The sequence below is a fragment of the Kurthia sp. YJT4 genome (assembly GCF_030219945.1).
Taxonomy (GTDB): Bacteria; Bacillota; Bacilli; order Bacillales_A; family Planococcaceae; genus Kurthia; species Kurthia gibsonii.
Window position 1 is genome coordinate 680,718 of the sequence record NZ_CP126689.1, and the last position, 20,188, is coordinate 700,905.

At 34.8% G+C, this 20,188-nt stretch carries 21 protein-coding genes; 19 read left to right on the forward strand and 2 right to left on the reverse strand.

Going from position 1 to position 20,188, the window contains the following annotated elements; genetic code table 11:
- The first annotated feature begins 133 nt into the window (after positions 1–133).
- Positions 134–406 carry a YlbG family protein gene (locus QN089_RS03235; protein ID WP_068455130.1) on the forward strand — a complete coding sequence of 91 codons (273 nt, stop codon included), beginning with the start codon at positions 134–136 and terminating at the stop codon, positions 404–406.
- Between the two features lie 72 nt (positions 407–478).
- On the opposite strand, the gene QN089_RS03240 is transcribed toward QN089_RS03235, so the two are convergent.
- A complete protein-coding gene (locus QN089_RS03240; RefSeq protein ID WP_068455126.1) occupies positions 479–868 on the reverse strand; it encodes a DUF7147 family protein in 390 nt (129 codons plus the stop codon).
- A 55-nt stretch (positions 869–923) separates the two neighbouring features.
- On the opposite strand from QN089_RS03240, the gene QN089_RS03245 reads away from it, so the two are divergent.
- From QN089_RS03245 to QN089_RS03260, 4 genes are all read left to right on the forward strand, one after another.
- Positions 924–2,360, forward strand: a complete 1,437-nt coding sequence (locus QN089_RS03245) for a hypothetical protein (protein ID WP_068455123.1) — start codon at positions 924–926, stop codon at positions 2,358–2,360.
- 64 nt (positions 2,361–2,424) lie between these two features.
- Entirely contained in the window at positions 2,425–3,000 is a 576-nt protein-coding gene (rsmD, locus tag QN089_RS03250) for a 16S rRNA (guanine(966)-N(2))-methyltransferase RsmD (protein ID WP_285215948.1), read from the forward strand.
- A complete protein-coding gene (gene coaD, locus QN089_RS03255) occupies positions 2,987–3,475 on the forward strand; it encodes a pantetheine-phosphate adenylyltransferase (RefSeq protein ID WP_434784123.1) in 489 nt (162 codons plus the stop codon). The genes rsmD and coaD overlap by 14 nt, the downstream gene beginning before the upstream one ends.
- Positions 3,476–3,669: 194 nt before the next feature.
- The gene (locus tag QN089_RS03260; RefSeq protein ID WP_285215949.1) at positions 3,670–4,716 is read left to right on the forward strand and encodes a SepM family pheromone-processing serine protease; all 1,047 of its coding nucleotides are present in this window, start codon (positions 3,670–3,672) and stop codon (positions 4,714–4,716) included.
- A 45-nt stretch (positions 4,717–4,761) separates the two neighbouring features.
- Here the strand turns inward: QN089_RS03260 and QN089_RS03265 are convergent, their stop codons facing one another.
- On the reverse strand, positions 4,762–5,949 hold the full coding sequence (locus QN089_RS03265; RefSeq protein WP_068455111.1) for a nucleotidyltransferase: 1,188 nt from the start codon (positions 5,947–5,949) through the stop codon (positions 4,762–4,764).
- 126 nt (positions 5,950–6,075) lie between these two features.
- On the opposite strand from QN089_RS03265, the gene QN089_RS03270 reads away from it, so the two are divergent.
- The 14 genes from QN089_RS03270 (at position 6,076) to ftsA (ending at position 20,150) form a co-directional block, all read left to right on the forward strand.
- Positions 6,076–6,606, forward strand: a complete 531-nt coding sequence (locus QN089_RS03270) for a YceD family protein (protein WP_068455110.1) — start codon at positions 6,076–6,078, stop codon at positions 6,604–6,606.
- A gap of 26 nt (positions 6,607–6,632) precedes the next feature.
- Positions 6,633–6,806 (forward strand): 50S ribosomal protein L32, encoded by a 174-nt coding sequence (gene rpmF, locus QN089_RS03275; RefSeq protein ID WP_068455109.1) that lies wholly within the window; start codon positions 6,633–6,635, stop codon positions 6,804–6,806.
- Between the two features lie 464 nt (positions 6,807–7,270).
- Positions 7,271–7,834, forward strand: coding sequence for a hypothetical protein (locus tag QN089_RS03280; protein WP_141272694.1), 564 nt, complete (start codon positions 7,271–7,273; stop codon positions 7,832–7,834).
- 85 nt (positions 7,835–7,919) lie between these two features.
- A complete protein-coding gene (locus QN089_RS03285) occupies positions 7,920–8,183 on the forward strand; it encodes a hypothetical protein (RefSeq protein ID WP_141272696.1) in 264 nt (87 codons plus the stop codon).
- A gap of 245 nt (positions 8,184–8,428) precedes the next feature.
- Positions 8,429–9,190, forward strand: a complete 762-nt coding sequence (locus QN089_RS03290; RefSeq protein ID WP_285215950.1) for an enoyl-CoA hydratase/isomerase family protein — start codon at positions 8,429–8,431, stop codon at positions 9,188–9,190.
- Between the two features lie 59 nt (positions 9,191–9,249).
- Positions 9,250–9,645, forward strand: a complete 396-nt coding sequence (locus tag QN089_RS03295; RefSeq protein ID WP_285215951.1) for a DUF3397 domain-containing protein — start codon at positions 9,250–9,252, stop codon at positions 9,643–9,645.
- Positions 9,646–9,727: 82 nt separating this feature from the next.
- Positions 9,728–11,341, forward strand: a complete 1,614-nt coding sequence (bshC, locus tag QN089_RS03300) for a bacillithiol biosynthesis cysteine-adding enzyme BshC (RefSeq protein ID WP_285215952.1) — start codon at positions 9,728–9,730, stop codon at positions 11,339–11,341.
- Positions 11,342–11,768: 427 nt separating this feature from the next.
- A complete protein-coding gene (gene rsmH / locus QN089_RS03305) occupies positions 11,769–12,707 on the forward strand; it encodes a 16S rRNA (cytosine(1402)-N(4))-methyltransferase RsmH (protein ID WP_068455098.1) in 939 nt (312 codons plus the stop codon).
- An 18-nt stretch (positions 12,708–12,725) separates the two neighbouring features.
- Positions 12,726–13,121: a cell division protein FtsL gene (ftsL2, locus tag QN089_RS03310; protein WP_068455094.1), complete on the forward strand. Its 396-nt coding sequence runs from the start codon at positions 12,726–12,728 to the stop codon at positions 13,119–13,121.
- A gap of 38 nt (positions 13,122–13,159) precedes the next feature.
- Positions 13,160–15,304 (forward strand): penicillin-binding protein, encoded by a 2,145-nt coding sequence (locus QN089_RS03315; RefSeq protein WP_121175728.1) that lies wholly within the window; start codon positions 13,160–13,162, stop codon positions 15,302–15,304.
- A 149-nt stretch (positions 15,305–15,453) separates the two neighbouring features.
- Entirely contained in the window at positions 15,454–16,425 is a 972-nt protein-coding gene (gene mraY, locus QN089_RS03320) for a phospho-N-acetylmuramoyl-pentapeptide-transferase (protein WP_068455084.1), read from the forward strand.
- 1 nt (position 16,426) lies between these two features.
- On the forward strand, positions 16,427–17,785 hold the full coding sequence (gene murD / locus QN089_RS03325; protein ID WP_285215953.1) for a UDP-N-acetylmuramoyl-L-alanine--D-glutamate ligase: 1,359 nt from the start codon (positions 16,427–16,429) through the stop codon (positions 17,783–17,785).
- Positions 17,786–17,797: 12 nt separating this feature from the next.
- Positions 17,798–18,547 (forward strand): cell division protein FtsQ/DivIB, encoded by a 750-nt coding sequence (locus QN089_RS03330; RefSeq protein ID WP_068455081.1) that lies wholly within the window; start codon positions 17,798–17,800, stop codon positions 18,545–18,547.
- Positions 18,548–18,860: 313 nt separating this feature from the next.
- Positions 18,861–20,150 carry a cell division protein FtsA gene (ftsA, locus tag QN089_RS03335; protein WP_285215954.1) on the forward strand — a complete coding sequence of 430 codons (1,290 nt, stop codon included), beginning with the start codon at positions 18,861–18,863 and terminating at the stop codon, positions 20,148–20,150.
- Positions 20,151–20,188: the final 38 nt, after the last annotated feature.

Here is a 20,188-nt window from a genome sequence, read left to right on the forward strand (position 1 = left end):
TCGTCCTCCTCTAATTGCAGACTTCTCTTTCATATTATAACGGAAAGGAGACACATCTGTCATTTAAACGCTGGTTGATTCTAAATTCTTCGCTATGGTATTCTTGAAACATAGAAATGGGGGTAGCCTACTAATGAAAGAGCGCCAAGGATTAATTGTCTATGTACACCACTTGAAGCAAGCGAAATCTTTACGTCGTTATGGTCATGTACACTATATATCACGTAAGATGAAGTATGTTGTCATTTACTGTGACTATGATGAGATTGAAGCTACAATGAATAAGGTATCTCGTTTACCCTATGTTAAATCGGTTGTGCCATCCTATCGTCGATTTGTAAATACAGAATTTGAAAATGCAAAACCAGATAAAGCAAAAGAGTACGATTATAAAACTGGACTCTAAAACTTTTACTTCTACGGACGATACAAATAGAAAATAGTCATATTTGGCTATGTTTACGTAAGGTCGTGTAGCCTAATGAAGATAAGGAATATAGTGATAAAGTCGAAGAACACCAATTAGGTATTGATAATAAAGCGTTGGATCTACATAAATAGATGAATGCTTTACTTCTAACGTAATCAGTAATTGATCGCGCTCTTTTACAGCGTTTTCGAAAATCTCAAAACGTTTAGATTGTTTTTCAGGATTATATGGAATCCCTTCGCGACAAATATAAATTGGCATGAATTTGCTTTCGCCAACAGGCTTTAGTGCAACTGCAACTGAAGCAACTTTATTACCGTCTTTTTCTGAGACGAAGACGAAGGTATGATGAATTCGATTGTGATTTGTTTTCATTAGCTCACAAAGCTCGAATAAATCACCATAGCCTTGTCCTAGCTCGATAAATCTTTGAATCATTTTTATAACACTTCCTTTCCTAAAACATAGTATCATGATGCAGGAGGATTCGCACATGAAATTTGCAGCCATCTTATTTTCAATCTTGTTATTCATCAATGGTATTCTTCTGTCATTTCAGTACCATGTCTTTTCGACAAATCCAGCTGATACAGAAAAAGCCTTTTCTTATACACAAGATATTGAAATCAAGCATAAAGGAAATGCTTTTTACGTAAAGCATACATTTAAAAATTTACCTGAACAAGAAATGACAATTCTATGGCCGGAAGCTGCAAAGCAAAAGGCTTGTCCAAAAGATGCAGAAGGTAAAGAAGATAAAAAGAACTGTTCACGTTTTAAAAGTAATGTGAATGGTTTTAAAGAAGGAACCGAGACCACACAGTCTATCTCATATCGTATCCCACTTCCTAAAGGTGGTCTTGAATCAGGGAAGTTATATGACGAGATGTTCCTTACGTTGAAACAAGGGATTGTTTTGAACACGAAGTTGCAAATTATTGATGAAAACCGTAAAGGTGGTCAATGGTTTACGGGACTTCCGAAAATCGGAGAACAGTCACTTAATTTAGTAGACTATGCTTACTTCACAGGTAACGGTGGGGTGTATGAACTGTATTGGTCGAAAAATAAAGTGAAGAAAGCGTTCGAGAGTGACGAATTAACCGTTTATTCAACGCGAACACAGCCTGCTAATTTAACAAAAGCTTTATCAAAATTAGAGTTATTGAATAGTAACCATATGGATATTATCGAAACACCTTCTAATCAAAAAAGCGGTAGCCGTATTTTATTTACGAATACGCTTGAAAAATCAGCACTGCAAGAACGTGTAGCAGTAACGCAAGTAAAGAGGAAATACCAAATTAATCAACAAGATCAAGTGCTATCGAGTGTATTAGCATCATTTGAAACGAATACACTGATTGGAAATTCAAAAGCCCAAACAATGGTTAAAACATTAAATGATTATTTTAGTTCGAATCAACGAACACAATGGAAAGATGGTTTACAAGAATTAGAAGGTAAGAAAGTGACATCTTCTGTATTGGACAAACTGCTGAGCGATATTTTACAGTTAAAAACATCTTATTTCCAAATGAATGAAGCGAATGCGAAAGCAGTTGTGCCACTCATGTTTGAAGAAAAACGTCCGATTTATGTGAATGGACAAAAAGTGGATAATGTCAAAATTATATTAAAAGATGATATGATACTCTATACAGCAAACCCATTATTAAAACAATTAGGATATGATGCACGAATTGGAGAGAATGGATATTATGTGAAGAATGCTTCACGCTCGTTCCGATTCCCAGGAGAGCCATATGATTTTTATGTTTATAATGATTTGCGACAGGACGTTCCAGGTGTTCAGCCGCTTATTAAAATAGCAGGAACCTATTATGTGGAAGAAGGTTGGTTAATCAAGCTATTCCGTACAATACCTGAGAAAAAAGAAGATCGTATTGAACTAAACGAACAAAAATAATGTACAATAATAGTCAGTGGGGCCGTCCTCACTGATTATTATTTTATAAAGGCTTGGTGACAAAATGAGAGTAATTTCTGGCGAACGAAAAGGAATGCCACTGAAAGCAGTAAATGGTGTAACGACAAGACCTACGACAGATAAAGTGAAAGAATCACTATTTAATATATTAGGTCCTTTTTTTCATGGAGGAACTGTGTTAGATTTATTTGCAGGTAGTGGTGGACTTGGTATTGAAGCGCTAAGTAGAGGGATGGAAAAAGGCGTATTCATTGAAAAAGATAGTCGTGCATTTCAAAATTTAAAAGAAAATATCCAGAAATGTCGCTATGAAGATCGTGCAGAAATCTATCGTAATGATGCAACAAGAGCTTTAAAGCACCTCATTAAAAGAGAATTTCAAGCGGATTTAATCTTTTTAGATCCACCATATAAAAAGCATGTTTATTATGATTTAGTAAAAGAATTAATTACACATAACATCATTCATCCAGATGGCGTGATTGTTTGTGAACATGATTTTGAATTACAGCTACCTGAGCAAGTCGAAAACTTTACAAAATATCGTGAAGAAAAGTATGGTAGTACGATTATATCGTTCTATCGACTGATGGAGGAAGAGGGGGATGAACGTGGATAAGATTGCAGTCGTTCCAGGCAGCTTTGACCCGATTACAAATGGTCATTTAGACATCATTCAACGTGCAGCAGATATTTTTGATGTGGTCTATGTAGCCGTTATGAACAATTCAGCAAAAAAACCATTGTTTAATGTAGAAGAGAGAATCGATTTAATCCAACAAGTAACAAAAGATATGCCGAATGTAAAAGTAGAGTCGTCTTCAGGTTTATTAATTCATTATGCGAAAGAAAAAAATGCGCATGTCATTGTTCGTGGATTACGTGCTGTTTCGGATTTTGAATACGAAATGCAAATTACATCAATGAACCGTTATTTAGATCATCATATTGAGACGTTTTTCATTATGACGAAGAATCAACATTCATTTTTAAGCTCAAGTATTGTAAAAGAAGTATCACAGTACGGTGGCGATATCGAGAGCCTTGTGCCTGCGATTGTGAATAAAGCTTTAAAAGAGAAGTTTAAAGCGTAATATAAGGGTAAAAGAACAGTCATAACAACTTATCTAAGTTGGTGGCTGTTTTTTTGAAAAACCATGAGAACAAATGTTTCTTTTCTGGGTAGAAAACTATCTACAAGACAGAAAAAAATGATAGAATAAAAAAGAAGTGGAATCAAAATATTCATCAAAACGTCCATTTATATCGAAAGAGGAGGTGCATGAGGGTGTCGAAAAAGAAGTTTGCCTTATTTTTAGTCATTTTAGCTATGGTTGTGACGTTTTTTGTCTATCCTTTAAACTATTACATTATGTCTCCAGGAGCGGCATATGATTTAACGAAGTATGTGAAGGTAGAGGATGCGAAAACGCCGACAGATGGATCACTCAGTATGATGACTGTGGCTGTAAGTGGGGCAACGCCTTTTACATATGTATTGGCGAAGTTCTCAGATGAAAAAGATATTTTAAAAGAAGAAGAAGTACGTGCACCAGAAGAGTCCGATACAGAGTATAATTTACGACAATTGAAGCTCATGACCGACTCGCAGTTTAATGCGAAATATATGGCCTTTAAAACGCTAGGAAGACCATATAAAGTAGACTACAAAGGTGTTTATGTGATTTATGTGTTAGAAAATGCGGCTGCCTCAAATGTTTTAAAAGCAGGAGATGAAGTAACAGCAATTGATGGTGAGAAAATTAAAACACACCAACAATTAGTTGATTACTTAGCAGACAAAAAAGATGGCGAGCGTGTAAGCTTAACATTTAAACGTGATGACAAAGTTTATACAAAAGATGTCACGTTAAAACCAATACCAGGTGCAAAAGGTAAGATTGGTCTAGGTATTACGTTCTCAGACAGTAAATCCATTTCCACAACACCAGAAGTGAAGATTGATTCAGATGAAATTGGTGGACCTTCAGCTGGTTTGATGTTCACGCTTGAAATTATCGATCAATTAACAACAGGTAATTTAGCAAAAGGTTATAAAATTGCTGGAACAGGTGAGATGTTGGAGAATGGTAAAGTCGGACGAATTGGTGGTATTGATAAAAAAGTCATTGCCGCAAACAACCAAGGCATCGAAATCTTCTTTGCGCCAGATGATGAAATTACACCTGAAATGAAAAAAGCAGTTCCAGATATTCAATCAAACTATGAACTTGCAAAAGAAACAGCTGAAAAAATTGATAGTAAGATGAAAATCGTTCCTGTGAAAACATTAGATGATGCGATGGCTTATCTAAATGAATTAAAACAAAAATAAAAAATAACCTCCTATGCTACATGTTTGTAGCGTTGGAGGTTATTTTTATAAGCGTATTGGAGGTGTTTGGAAGTCGAGGCGTGTGGTATTGGCACCTGTTCCAATCATGTATAAGTCAGTTGCACGCAAATCTAGTGCTAACATGTCATCATGTTTTTTAGGAATGCGACTGATTAAAGGTAATGTTAATCTTTTCTTTTCTTGTGATAAATATTGTTGGCCTTTTTCTGTCATGCCAAGTACACGAATATACGATGGTGTTTGAAATATTGCGCGCTGTTCTTTTGTATAGCCGACAAGTATATGCGTCATCATACGTTGCAGACGCGTCCATGTATATCGTTTTGATTTTACATGTTTCATAAAGCCCTCAAATGTCGCATGCTCTTTTGCAGCTTCTAAAAATAAGAATTCAATTCCTTCTGACACATCGACATATTGACGTAAAGTCTCAGGGTTCATGCGCAATACTGTGAAACGAAAGAATGGATAAAATTGTGCCCAACTTGCGTAGTTTTGCGCTCCTTTTAATACGTCATATGCTGTAGCAGGCATAAATTTTTCAAGTGTCTCTAATTGCTTGGTTTCAAAAAGAGCCTTTCGAATTCCTGTGGCACTTGCGATTGTTTTACGGTCATCTACATCGTCATGATAGCCTGCACCTTTTCTCTTTACAGTGGTTGCTTGTAGACGATATTGATGTTTTTGTATTTGTTCATAATAATGATACCCGAGTATATTATTAGGCTGTGCTAAATCAAGTAATTTATGTTCAGTTTGGGACTGAATCTGTTCATGTGCAGTTTGAAGCGCTTGAGGATAGCTTAAACCTTTTTTAACTGCTTCTTGAATGATTTGTTGAGTTTGCTCATGATGTTGCTCAAAAGCGTCATATGTGCTTTTAAATAGCTCAATCTGCCCACTCTCGCTACCAAAAGAGATTGACTGACAATTTAATGCTTCTAATAACGTAACGCCACCATATGCAAAGTCCGTTGCATGCCCAGTTGCAAAAGCATAGGGAAGCTCAATGACGAGGTCTACACCATTTTGAAGCGCCATTTTTGCTCGTTGCCATTTGTTTAATAAAGCAGGTTCACCGCGCTGTAAAAAATGCCCACTCATCACAGCAACTAAGACATCAGCTTGCGTCTCTTTTCGTGCTGTCTCAACTTGATAATGATGCCCATTGTGAAAGGGATTATATTCCACAATAACTCCTGTTGCAATCATTGGCGTTCCTCCTTTATAATAGTAATTATGATTATAAACAGAGTTATATAGTAGTGACAAGAAAATATCTTGACATCTATTATTTCACATTATATAATCAATTCTGTTGTCTTGAGGTGATAAAATATGAAATGGGCAATCCCACAATTATCTAAATATCGCCAAAACGGGATGCCGGTTGATCAAATTGTTCAACTGGATGGTGTAATGTCTCGTAATAAAGATATTCGCCATATTACACCTGTTCATGTAAAAGGCTTTTGTACCTTTGGTGCAGAGCAAATGAACTGTCATTTTCATGTAACTGGTGAATTAACGCTTCCTTGTTCTCGTACATGGGAAGATGTCGTGTTCCCGCTTGATTTCGAATCAGATGAAATTTTCAGATGGGGCGAAATTGCTGGTGAAGACGAACAAGATAATGTTCATCCTGTAGAGGGAGATGTTATCGATGTCACACCTGTATTAGAAGAACTAATTCTATTAGAGATTCCAATGCAAGTGTACAAGGAAGACGCGCAAATCATTCAACCGAAAAATGACGCTTGGTCATATACTACGGACGAAGAACTTGCTCAACAGTCTGAAAAAGACGAAAAAAAAGTGGATCCAAGACTGGCTGATTTAGCTAAGTATTTTGATCAAACAGATGAATAAATATCTGTAAGGAGGTGCCATCATCAATGGCTGTACCATTTAGAAGAACTTCTAAAACTGCGAAACGTCAACGTCGTACGCATTTCAAACTTGCTGTACCAGGTATGGTAGCTTGCTCTAACTGTGGCGAACTAAAACTAGCTCACCACGTATGTAAAGCATGTGGACAATACAAAGGTAAAGAAGTAGTAAGCAAATAATTACAGTATTTGCACTTACAAAGACCGTTAAAGAGACCATGGCTCTTTAACGGTCTTTTTCTTTTTGTTTTTAGAAAAACTAATCATCACTTTTCTCTTCGAAAAACGTTTTCTGTGTACATAGCTTTAAGCTCCTCGTCGCTTCGATCCTGTGGAGTTTTCAGTTCATGCCACTTTCAGTAGGAGTCGTTTTCTCAGCGTTCACGCATTGTATTCTCTTTTTAGAAAATCGTGTCTTTATTATTTTCTATTCTCATTAAAATACGAAGTTTATAATTCAAAGTTTTTGTAAGGAGATGTTTATCCGATTGATATATAGTGGGGCAGTTAATAAATACGTTGAATAATCTAAATAGAAAATCAAATTTAATCAAATTTGTAATTTAAAACTAAAATAAACTTAACTTAACTTAATAAGTATTATATGTTATTATTTACTAAAAATGCATATTAGGAGATTAAATGTGAAAAAAAGTATTTATTCGTTATCCGTTTTAATTGTGTCTTTATTTTTAGTAGCATGTGGTTCGGATAAAGAATCTAATGATTCAGAAAGTTATGTTGGTTCTATTTCGGTTTCTTCGCAAGCTAATTTATCAGAATATCCAGAAGGTGTACAAGATGGAACGATATCTCCAGCTTTTTATGACGGAGTTAAAAATTATATTGATACAGAATTTATAACTTCTACAGGAGAGATTAATGAGATGATAAGAGAAATTCAAAATGATTCAAATTATCTTTCTGACGAAGAAAACCTTGCAAAACTTTTGAAACTCGTACAAGAAGGAAAAAGAAATTTAAACAGCATAAAACTTATTCCAGTAACAGAGGCAGATCAAGAACTTTATGGATTTATTTCGGAAGCTATAACTCATAGAAGTGTTTCTTATAATTATTTAATAGAATACTGCTCGAAAAATGATTCTACGTATTTAAGGATTTATAAAGACGATTATAAAACGCTTGCTACCAAGTACAATTATATTTTGGATCTCGTAGAAGAATTTAAATTAGAAAATAATTAAATAGTATGTTCAATAAGGGGAATTTAGTTACAAGTTTATTCTCAAGATGCTCCAAAACTAATAATATAATATATGAGGTGAGAAAATGCATGGAAAATATACTCGCAAATATTCTTATGAAATATCTAATATTAAACAAATTTTAAATAAGCTGAGTAAAGGGAATTATTATGAAAAAACACAAAATAAGGCACATGGCTCTTTAGCGAAAAATATTTGTGAATTAGAAGTTAGATTTGAAGAATTATTAGAGAAGTTAGATGGCAATATTGATTCAGATTTAGCGAAAACATTGCAAAAAAAGAAAGAAATTGAAAAAAGTAGTAGTATAGAAAATGAAAATCATTAATTGAAAGAAGTTTAATCTAAAGTTTTTAAATATTATTATTAGGACAATTAATATTATAAAGTTGTTGAAACGTGTAGTTATAGTAGAACCAGGTATGATTTTAGTTTAAATAGAGGCATATAAGGTGAATGATCACTTTATATGTTTTTTTATGTAAAAATTAAAAATATTGCGCTCATTTCAAAAAAACGCTACGCTATTACTAGGTAATAATGAACCATTATTCATAAAAAAGGGGTGTTTGTATGAGTTATACAATCGAAGAAAAAGAAGGCGTACTATTATTTACATTAAATCGACCAAAACGCCGCAATGCGATTAATGATGAGTTGATGGAAGGGTTTAAAGAAGTGATTCATTACGTACATACACATGATACGGTGCGTTTTTTAGTGATTACAGGGAGTGGTGAAAAAGCTTTTTGTTCAGGGGGAGATTTAGCAGAGTTCCATTCGCTTGTGACAGAAGAACAGGCTTTTTCAATGCTCAGTAAGATGGCAGAAATCTTATATGAATGGGCAACGCTACCTATTCCGACAATTGCCTTAATTAATGGTGCAGCAGTTGGTGGTGGTTGTGAAATTGCCACTGCTTGCGACTTCCGTATCATTGCACGTGAAGCGAAGTGTGGTTTTATCCAAGGTACATTAGCAATCACTTCTGGTTGGGGCGGTGCAACATATTTATTTGAACGTGGACTCCGTCATGACCGCGCATTAAAAATGTTAGTCGATGCACAAGTTTATGATAGTGCACAATTAGAAGAAGTGGGCTTTGCGACAAAGATTTATGATGGGGATAAATTTGTAGCATTAGATCAATTTATTGAGTATATGCGTAAAATTAATCCTGGTGTACATCGTGCTTATAAAGAGATTGAAATACGCAAGTGGGCGGAGAAAAATTTAAAACAACGTGTAATGGAAGAAGTAGCGCAATGTGCGAAATTATGGGAAGCAGATGCGCATTTAGAAGCAGTGGAACGATTTTTAGCAAAATCGAAATAAGGATAACATTGAAATCTAGAAATGCACTTATTATACTGATGTAAGAATAAACAGAACGGATGTGTAATCAAGTGAGTGTATTATTTAACGTCCTTCATCTCATCGTACTCTATCCTTTTCTATTGTTCTTTTTTCTTTTTTTCTTATTGAAAAGATTCAAACGTACAAAAGGAAATGCGATGCATCGAGCGATGGATGTCACAACATGTATATTACTATTTTCAATTCAAGCACTTTGTCAAACATTGTATGGATATGATTTAGGTGTTCTTATTCAGATTCTTGTTACGCTTACTTTTATGGTGATTGTACTTCGTAAATGGTACAAGAATCCAGAAGTACAAGTAGCGAAAATCTTTAAAAAATTTTGGCGGATTCTTTTTTTAGTATTATCAAGTATCTATTTAATTATGTTACTCGTCTATGCTATTTTAAAATCTGTTGAATTATTTTAAAGACAGTGAGCAGTTTTTTTCTACAACGACCTAGATAGTGCTATACTTTTTATATTCACTGTTTGAAGAGGAGAACGTAATAATGAAATTGGAACAAGTACAAGTGGAAAATACAAACCAATTACTTCAAGATTATCAAAATCAGCAAGAAGCAATTTGTCGTTTTTTTCATTTTAAAAATGAACAATCCGCTTTTAAAGCGCGTTTACAAGAATTAAAGCAACACCCGATTCGTCGAAAAGAATTAGTCGGTGTGATGCGTCAATATATGCAAAAATTTGCAACATCTGAAAAAATCGAGCAACATTTAACAGAATTAGAACAAGATGCAGTAGCAGTTGTTGGTGGTCAACAAGCAGGTCTTTTAACAGGGCCACTTTATTCGGTTAATAAAGCAATCTCTGTATTGTTGTTAGCGAAAGAACAACGCGAACAATTAGGTGTACCTGTTGTGCCGATTTTTTGGGTGGCAGGAGAAGATCATGATTTAGATGAGATTAACCATACATTCTATGCAGCAGGTAATCGTTTATTAAAACACACATATGTAGAAGAAGGTCGTGTTAAAACGATGGCTTCTGCAACGAAGCTTCGTTTAGATGAGGTAGAGGAATGGATTGAGCAGCTATTTAAGCAATTCGGTGAAACAGCTTATACAAAAGAATTATTAGCATATGTTTTAGAAGTTGCTCAAACAAGTCATACATATACCGATTTCTTCGTGAAATTAATGAATGACTTATTTAAAGAGCAAGGGTTACTATATTTAGATGCAGCAGACCCAGCAATTCGTCAATATGAAGCGCCTTATTTTAAATGTTTAATTGAGCATGCGGCAGAGATTGCTACAGTTGTGACGAAGCGTGAGAGAGACTTAGAAGAAGCAGGATACGGTTCGCCGATTGGTGCGACAGAAAATGCAGCGAATCTATTCTATGTACGTGACGGAGAGCGTTATTTATTAACACGACATGATGGGTACTTTATGAATCAATCTGCTAATGTTCGCTTTACGAAAGAACAATTAATGCAGTTAGTAGATGAAGAAGCCTGTTTAAGTAATAATGTTGTGACGCGTCCAATGATGCAAGAAATGGTATTACCTGTTTTATCATTCGTAGGCGGTGCAGGTGAGCTTGCATACTGGGCTACTTTAAAAGACGGTTTTGAAGTACTAGGCTTACGTGTGCCAATCTTCACGCCACGTATGAACTTTACTTATGTAACGAGAGAGACAGCTTCTAATTTAGAATTAATCGGTCTCACTGCGAAAGAAGCAATTGCTGGTGGCATTTCTTCGGAAAAAGAAGCATTTGATGCTAAAGTATACGATCGTGAAGCGAAAGAAGCGATTGAACGTGCGAAGCAATTGCTAGCTGAACAATACGAAGTAATTCAACGTCATATTGAAGAACATGATTTACATGTAGAGCGTGTTGTGAAAAAGAATCTTGCTTTTCATAAAGAACAGTTTGACTTCTTAATGAAACAAATTGAAAAAGATGTCCGTTTAAAACATGATGTTGCTTATCGTCGTTTTGAACAAGTGGAACAGGAATTACTTCCTATGGGTGGATTCCAAGAACGTGTTTACACGCCGTTCCCTTACTTAAATCAATATGGAGAACTATTTATTCGTGATTTATTCACATTATCTCTAAAAACATCTAAGTTGCATCAAATTATTTATTTATAAGCGTAAAGTAGGTTTTAGCACAAAAAAATGCTAAAACCTATTTTTTTATGTTTGTTATGTAAAAAAATGGGTAAATAATGAGTGTGTAACTTTTAGATGGAATAATGTTGAGTCTAAAGGACTAAAAATACTTTTAAGCGTATAGTTGTACTTTTAGGAAAAAGAGTATAGTATATTCCTAGAAATTAATAGAAAAATGTAAAAACAACTGAATAACACTGGATTCACCCATGCTAAATTTACATGTTGATGTGAAATTTAGTTAAACTACCGTATATGGTGGTGGAAAAGCAAGGAATGTGGTACATTAATTTCATACATAGGACTTTATTTACTTGTGTATGATAAAATTATTTGAATAAAAACCGATATAATTAAAGGGTTTTACGAATAAATAAAAGATTTAAGAAATATGGAGGATTTGAACATGTTCAATCACACAACAGTATTATTAAAGGAAACAGTCGATGAATTGAACGTTCGTCCGGATGGAATTTATGTAGATTGTACACTTGGTGGAGCAGGTCATAGTGAATACCTTGTACAACAACTTTCTGAACAAGGACGCTTGATTTGTTTTGATCAAGATACAACAGCAATTGAAAATGCAAAAATAAAATTAGCGCCATACATAGACCGTGTAACATTTGTTCATTCTAATTTTCGTTATTTACAACAAGAGCTTGCGAATTTAGGAATTTCAAAAGTAGATGGTGTTTTGTATGATTTGGGTGTATCTTCCCCACAATTAGATAATGCAGAGCGTGGATTTAGTTATCATCAAGATGCAGCACTTGATATGCGGATGGATCAAACAGCTCCGCTAACAGCCTTTGAAGTAGTGAATGAATGGTCATATGCGGAACTTGTTCGTATCTTTTATCGTTATGGAGAAGAGAAGTTCTCAAAACAAGTAGCACGTAAAATCGAAGAAGCACGTGAAAAATCACCGATTGAAACAACAGGACAACTTGTTGAATTAATTAAAGCAGGTATTCCAGCAGCAGCACGACGTAAAGGTGGACACCCTGCGAAACGAATTTTCCAAGCAATTCGAATTGCTGTAAATGATGAATTAGGTGCAGCGGAAGAATCACTTCAACAAGCACTGGATGTCATTGATGTAGGTGGACGTGTAAGTGTTATTACATTCCATTCTTTAGAAGATCGTTTAACAAAAACAATTTTTAAAGAGGTATCATCTGTTCCAGAATTACCACCAGGTCTACCGATTATTCCAGACCACTTGCAACCTAAATACAAGCTAGTAAACCGTAAGCCAATTCTTCCAACTGAAGAAGAACTTGCTGTAAATAATCGTTCGAGATCAGCAAAGTTACGTGTAATTGAAAAAATCAAATCATAAAAAATGAGGAGTGAGACGATGGCAGCACCACAGTTTAGACCACAAAGAGATTATACACAGACAGCACCTGTTCAACCGAGAGTTCAACCACAACAACCGCAAAAACAGGCGCCGAAGCCGAGCCATCGACCACGACGACGAAAATGGACGAAGGGTGAAAAAATATTAACAGTGATGATGATTATCGTTGTTGTTGCGACATCATTAGTTAGTTTGAATTTGCAATCTTCAATTAGCCAAACAACGATTAAAAATGTTGAAGTTGACCGAGAAATTAAAACATTGCAAAAAGAAAATGAAGTACTTGAAAATAAAATCGCTAAAAAGTCTACATATGAACATTTCTTACAAAAAGCGAAGGAATTAGGTTTAACACCAAACTCTGACAATGTTAAGGCAGTGACAAAAGAATGAATAATAATAGACGATTTGGACGAAAAGGAGCCTTTTTAATGCTAGTCATTTTTGGCTTCTTATTTTTGCTTATGTTTTTGAGAGTATTTTATATTCAAGTAGTTGGAAAAGTTGATGGACATGATTTAGTTTCAGAAGCTAAAAATCGTCATGACATTGAAACGGTACAAAAAGCAAAACGAGGCGAGATTTTAGACCGTAATGGTTCGGTAATTGCGACAAATGTAGTAAGTTATAATGTTACTGCTGTACTTACTCCTAAAGCATCTAAAGGTATGCCGGACGGACAATACCGTCATGTACATGATAAAGAAAAAACAGCAAAAGTTTTAGCGCGTTATTTAGACTTAAAAGAAACTGAAATATTGAATATTTTAATGCGTAAAACAGCAAAAGGTGAAACACCTTACCAAGTTGAATTTAAATCTGCAGGACGTGACTTACCTTACGATATTAAACAGCAGATTGAAAAAGAAAAGTTACCTGGCATTGAGTTTGAAGAAACAATGAAACGCTATTATCCAAAAGGAGTTTTTGCATCTAATATTATTGGTTTTACACAAAAAGTATGGGATGAGAAAAAACTTAAGTACATAGAAGTGGGACAAGCAGGTCTTGAAAAAACGTACAATCAGGAGTTAGCCGGAAAAGATGGTACTGCTAACTTTGAAATTGATCGATGGGGGTATTTACTTCCTGGAACTGATAAATTAGTGACACCAGCAAAAGATGGGGATGAAATTTATTTAACGATTGATCAAACGATTCAAAGTATTTTAGACAATGAAGTATCACGTGTAGATGCAGAGTACAAACCTGAATCAATTGTAGCAGTGGTTGCAAACCCTAAAACGGGTGAGATTTTAGCGTCTACTCAACGTCCAACATATAATCCGCAAACAGGTGAAGGAATTAACTCAAGTTGGTTAAATCAATTAACGCAAATTACAATTGAACCTGGTTCTACAATGAAAACATTTACGTTAGCAACTGCAATTGAAAAGGGCGTATGGAACGAGAATGCAACTTTCATGTCAGGGCAGTATCGTGTAGGAGATCGTGTTATTCGTGATGCAAATCAAGTTGGTTGGGGGCGTATTAGTTATCTTGAGGGGATTCAACGATCTTCGAATGTAGGGATGGCTAATTTATTGAATTTAATTGGTGAAGACTATTTCCTTAAATCAATTCATAAATTTGGTTTTGGCGAAAAAACAGGAATTGATTTACCGAAAGAGGCAACTGGTCAAATTTTAGATCAATACAAAATTAATAAAGTAACGACCACGTATGGTCAAGGCTCGACTGTTACACCAATTCAACTAATCCAAGCAGTATCTGCGATTGCAAATGACGGTAAAATGATGCAACCATATGTTATTCAAAAAATTGTAGATCCAAACACAAAAAAAGTTGTGAAAGAAAACAAGCCTAAAGTAAAAAGCTCACCTGTATCAGCAGATACAGCGAAAGAAGTGAGACGTATCTTAGCGACGACTATAACTTCAGAAAAAGGAACAGCGCAGAAGTTTGCAAGTACTGATTATGAAGTTTCTGGGAAGACAGGGACGGCACAAGTAGCTAACTCCTCTGGAGGCTATTCATGGGGGAAAAATCAATTTTTATATTCTTTCTTAGGTATGGCACCTGCGAAAGACCCGAAATTGGTCATGTATGTAGCAGTGAAGAAGCCAAAATTGAAGGTAACAGAAGTGGGGTCAGAACCAACTTCTAAAATTTTCAATGCAGTTATGGAAAGTAGCTTAAAATATTTAAATGTTGGTACGACGAAACAGAAAAAAATTGATTCTGTAAAAATAGCAGATTATGTACAACAAGAAACAAATACAGCAACATCAGCTATTACAAAAGAAGGGTTTGTCCCGGTTGTTATTGGAGATGGTTTAGCTGTAGCAGAACAATATCCACAAAAAAACACGCCACTTTTAAAAGGTAACAAAATATTCTTGAAAACATATGGAGATGTAACGCTACCAGACTTTAAAGGATGGTCACTTCGAGATCTTCTCACATTCAAAGAACTAAGTGGTCTTAACATCGAAATTAGTGGAAGTGGTTATGTACAGAAACAAAGCGTGCCTGCAGGAACTGTAGTAAAACCAAAACAAAAAATTAAAGTTCAGTTAAAGACACCTCAAGAGCAATATAAGAAAACAAAATAATGTAGAAGCTAAAAGGAATCACTTTTTGTCAAATGAATTCTGCAAAACACATGAAAAAAAACAAGGTTTTAAGCCATTTGACCTTTAAATTTCAATGTGAAACTACTATGATAGAACATGTACTTAAACGTAATTAAAGGAGAATTAGAATGACAATTTCAATCATGCTAATTACTTTATTTGCAGGATTTTTATTCTCTGCAATTATTGGACCATTAGCAATCCCGTTTTTAAGACGTATGAAGTTCGGACAAAGTATTCGTGAAGAAGGTCCGCAATCTCATATGAAGAAGCAAGGAACACCAACTATGGGAGGCGTTATCTTCCTATTTTCAATTGTAATCTCAACATTTGGTGTAAGTATTTATTATGGTGAATTTACCGTACAATCTGTTGTGCTATTAATCGTACTACTTGGTTTTGGTATCGTTGGATTTTTGGATGATGGTTTGAAAATTATTTTCAAAAGAAACTTAGGTTTAACATCACTTCAAAAGTTAATCGCTCAAATCGTTATTTCAGTATTAGCCTATTTCTTATTAAAAGGAACTGGCTTTGCAAATGAATTATCAGTACCTTATACAGAAATCGTATTAAACTTTGGTACGTTCTATATTTTATTTATGGTATTTTGGTTAGTTGGATTCTCAAATGCTGTGAATTTAACAGACGGATTAGATGGTTTGGTAGCAGGTACAGGTGCAATAGCCTTTGCAGCTTTTGGTGTAATTGCTTATGTACAAGACCAAACAGACTTATCGATTTTCTCTTTTGCAGTGGCAGGAGCATTGTTAGGATTCCTAATATTTAATAAAAACCCTGCAAAAGTATTTATGGGGGATACAGGTTCACTGGCACTTGGTGGTGCACTTGGAATTGTATCGATTTTAACTCATCAAGAGTTATTACTTTTATTAATTGGGTTAGTATTTGTAGTCGAAACAGCCTCTGTTATGTTACAAGTTGGAAGTTTTAAAATTCGTAAAAAACGTATTTTCAAAATGGCTCCAATTCATCATCACTTTGAATTATCAGGTTGGTCAGAACAACGTGTTGTTGTGACATTCTGGATTGTCGGAATCATTTGTGCGTTAATTGCAGTGCTGCCGGAGGTTTTATAGCATGAAAATGATTGAATCGATGAAAGATAAAAAAGTACTTGTACTTGGCCTTGCTAAAAGTGGGGTAGCCGCTGCGAAACTACTTCACAAGTTAGGCGCTTTTGTAACAGTAAATGACGCAAAGCCTTTTGAAGAAAATCAAGATGCGCAATTATTATTACAACATGGTATTACAGTTATTTGTGGACATCACCCAAAGGACTTACTTGATGATGGTTTTGAATTAGTTGTTAAAAATCCAGGTATCCCATATACAAACCCAATCATTGAAGATGCATTAATGCGCAAATTACCTGTTTGGACAGAGGTTGAGCTCGCTTATCGTATAAGCGAGGCGCCTATGATTGGTATTACGGGCTCAAATGGCAAAACAACAACCACTTCGTTATTATTTGAAGTATTAAAAGAAGGCAATTTACATCCATTAATTGCTGGGAATATTGGTACAGTTGCTTGTGGCGTTGCAGCAGAAGCGACAAAAGATGAAGTGGTTGTAACAGAATTATCTTCTTTCCAATTAATGGGTACAGAGCAATTTAAGCCGAAAATCGCTATTTGGACAAATTTATTTGAAGCACATATTGATTACCACGGTACGATGGAAGACTATGCAAAAGCAAAATTTAATGTAACGCGTAATCAAGACGAAAGTGACTACCTGATTTATAATGCGGATCAAGAGATTGTTGTAAATGAAGTAGTTGCTTCTAAAGCTACAAAAATCCCATTTTCATCTACCCGTATTTTAAAAGATGGTATTAGTGCAGATGATGAAATGATTTATTGGATGGGTGAACCTTATTTAGAACGCTCTGTAATTGCATTACCAGGTAAACATAATTTAGAGAACGTACTTTGTGTAGTAGCGACAGCTATTTTAATGGCGTGTCCAAAAGAAGCGTTAACACATGTGTTGCAAACTTTTGCAGGTGTAGAGCATCGCACACAATTTGTGGGTATGTATAATGGACGCAAATTTTATAATGATTCCAAAGCAACGAATACATTAGCAACAAAAAGTGCCCTCTCAGCTTTCCATACACCAATCATTCTTCTAGCAGGCGGACTAGATCGAGGACATTCATTCGAAGCTCTACGACCATATATGAATAATGTAAAGGCTGTAGTTGTATCCGGTGAAACAAAAGAGCGATTTGCTGAATTCGCAAACTCTTGTGGTGTATCGGTAATTGAAACAGCTGAAATTATGGAAGATGCTGTGCCAAAAGCATATGCATTATCTGAAGAAGGAGATACCATTTTATTATCTCCATCATGTGCGAGTTGGGATCAGTATCCAAGTTTTGAAAATCGCGGCGAACGTTTTGTTGAAGCGGTAGAAAAATTAAAAGTAAATTAAGGAAGTGAGACAATGCAAAAAATAATTGAATTAAAAGAGCATCAAAGTGCGATTATTGAGCGAAGAAAAAAACAGAAAAAACGTAATATAATCACACTATTCATTATTCTCGGCATTGTCTTACTTATTTTAGTGTATGTGCAATCACCATTAAGTCATATTTCAAAAGTAACTATAAAAGGGAATCATTTTGAAACAAATCAATATTACATAGAAAAAAGTGGATTAACTGTTGGAGATTCATTGTGGGGATTTAAAAAAGATCAAGTAGTACAAAATTTAGAAAAGCTAGATTTTGTAAAACAAGTAACAGTCGAAAGAAAATGGTTAAATAGCGTAGCGATTAAAATAAAAGAGAATCGACGAGTAGCTATTCTAAGAACGAGTAATGCACAATATTATGTACTTGAAAACGGTGAACTCTTACCCGGTAGAATTAAACCGAAAAGTTATGAGTTGCCTATTCTATTAAATTTACATGATGAAAAGCAACGTAAAGAACTAGTGAAACAATTAATGCAATTGTCGCCAGATTTATTGCAAATGATTTCTCAAATCGAACCAGCACCTACAAAATCAAATCCAGAATTATTAAAGATGTATATGAATGATGGATTTGAAGTGCGAATTGATATTCCAAAGATTGCATCAAAAATGAAGTACTATCCTTCAATTATTGCGCAACTAAATCAAAATAAAAAAGGGGTTATTCATTTGGAAATTGGTGGCTATTATAATTCTTTTAAATTAGAATATAAATAGACTACCTATCCAGAATATCTTTTTTTTAAAATCTATGGAATAATATGAGTAACCTAAAAATTATTTTTCTATAAGTGTGTATAAAAGAGTTTTTTAGGGTATAGAGTAGTGGTGCTTTGTCTTAATGTATGTGTTAGATATAAAGTACAATCTTCAGCATAAGTTAGTGCTAGGGTTTAAGTCGTATTTGTTTTTGTTTGTTTAATCGACAAAAAACCTAATAATGTGGTAAAAAATCCTAAAGTTACTTAGACAAATATAACAATATACAATAAAATATAAACTAAAGAGAAATAAGAGGAGGTGCTATTCATTGAGTCAGTCAGAATTGTTTGTTTCATTAGACATTGGTTCAAGTTCTGTGAAATGTATCATTGGTGAAGTTGTAGACCATACAACTATCCATATGATTGGTGTAGGTAAAGAGAAATCTTCTGGAATTAAAAAAGGAAGTATTGTCGATATTGATGCAGCAGGTCAATCGATTCGAAAAGCCATTAACCAAGCCGAACGCATGCTAGGTATTAGCGTTAAAAAAGTTGTAGTAGGTATTCCAGCAAATCAAGTAGCACTTCAAAAAGTAAAAGGTGTCGTTGCGATTAGTAACGATAATCGTGAAATTACAGATGAAGATTTAGATCGAGTAATGGAATCTGCAGAGTCAATGGTAGGAGCACATGGTCATACAAGAGTGGAGCTTATTCCAGAGCAGTTTATTGTTGATAATTTGCCAGAGATTAGCGACCCACGTGGTATGTTAGGAATTCGTTTAGAGATGGATGCTACAGTTGCAACATCTCCAGATACGTATTTACATAATATCGTACGATGTGTAGAAAAAACTGGAGTTGAAATCCAACAAATTTATTTACAGCCACATGTATCAGGTTATTATGCATTGACAGAAGATGAAAAGTCACGTGGCACATTATTTATTGATATGGGTGCAGATACAACAACAATCGGTGTTTATAAAGACAGTCGCTTTACGAATGTTGCGATGATTCCAATTGGTGGCGAAAATATTACAAAAGATTTGTCAATTATTTTAAAAACATCAATGGAACAAGCAGAGAAAATCAAAAAAGATTATGGTCATGCGTTTTACGATACAGCTTCTGACCATGAAATGTTTACAGTGCCAATCATTGGAACAGATTCTAAAGAGCAGTATAGCCAACGATTTATTTCAGAGATTATTGGAGCTCGTGTAGAAGAAATTTTTGATTTAATTTTAGACGAACTATATGCACAGCAAGTAGAAGATTTACCAGGTGGTGTCGTTATTACTGGTGGTGTGGCAAAGTTAGAAGGCTTACAAGAATTAGCAACAGAGAAATTACAATCAAGCGTTCGATTATATACACCAACTCAAATTGGTGCGCGCGACCCTGAGCTATCGGGAGCAGTTAGTTTGATTCGTTATGCTTATAAAGATAGTGAATTTTATAATGATTACTCTGAAGAAATGTCAATCGAGGTTCCAGAACAAGAAGAACCACGTAAAGAACGCAAAGCTAAAGAGTATGATGACGAAGAAGCACCACCTAAAGAGGGTATTGTTGGTAAATTGAAGCGACTTGTAAATAATCTAATCGAGTAAAGATAGAGAAACGAACTGAATATTTCTACAAAGATAAG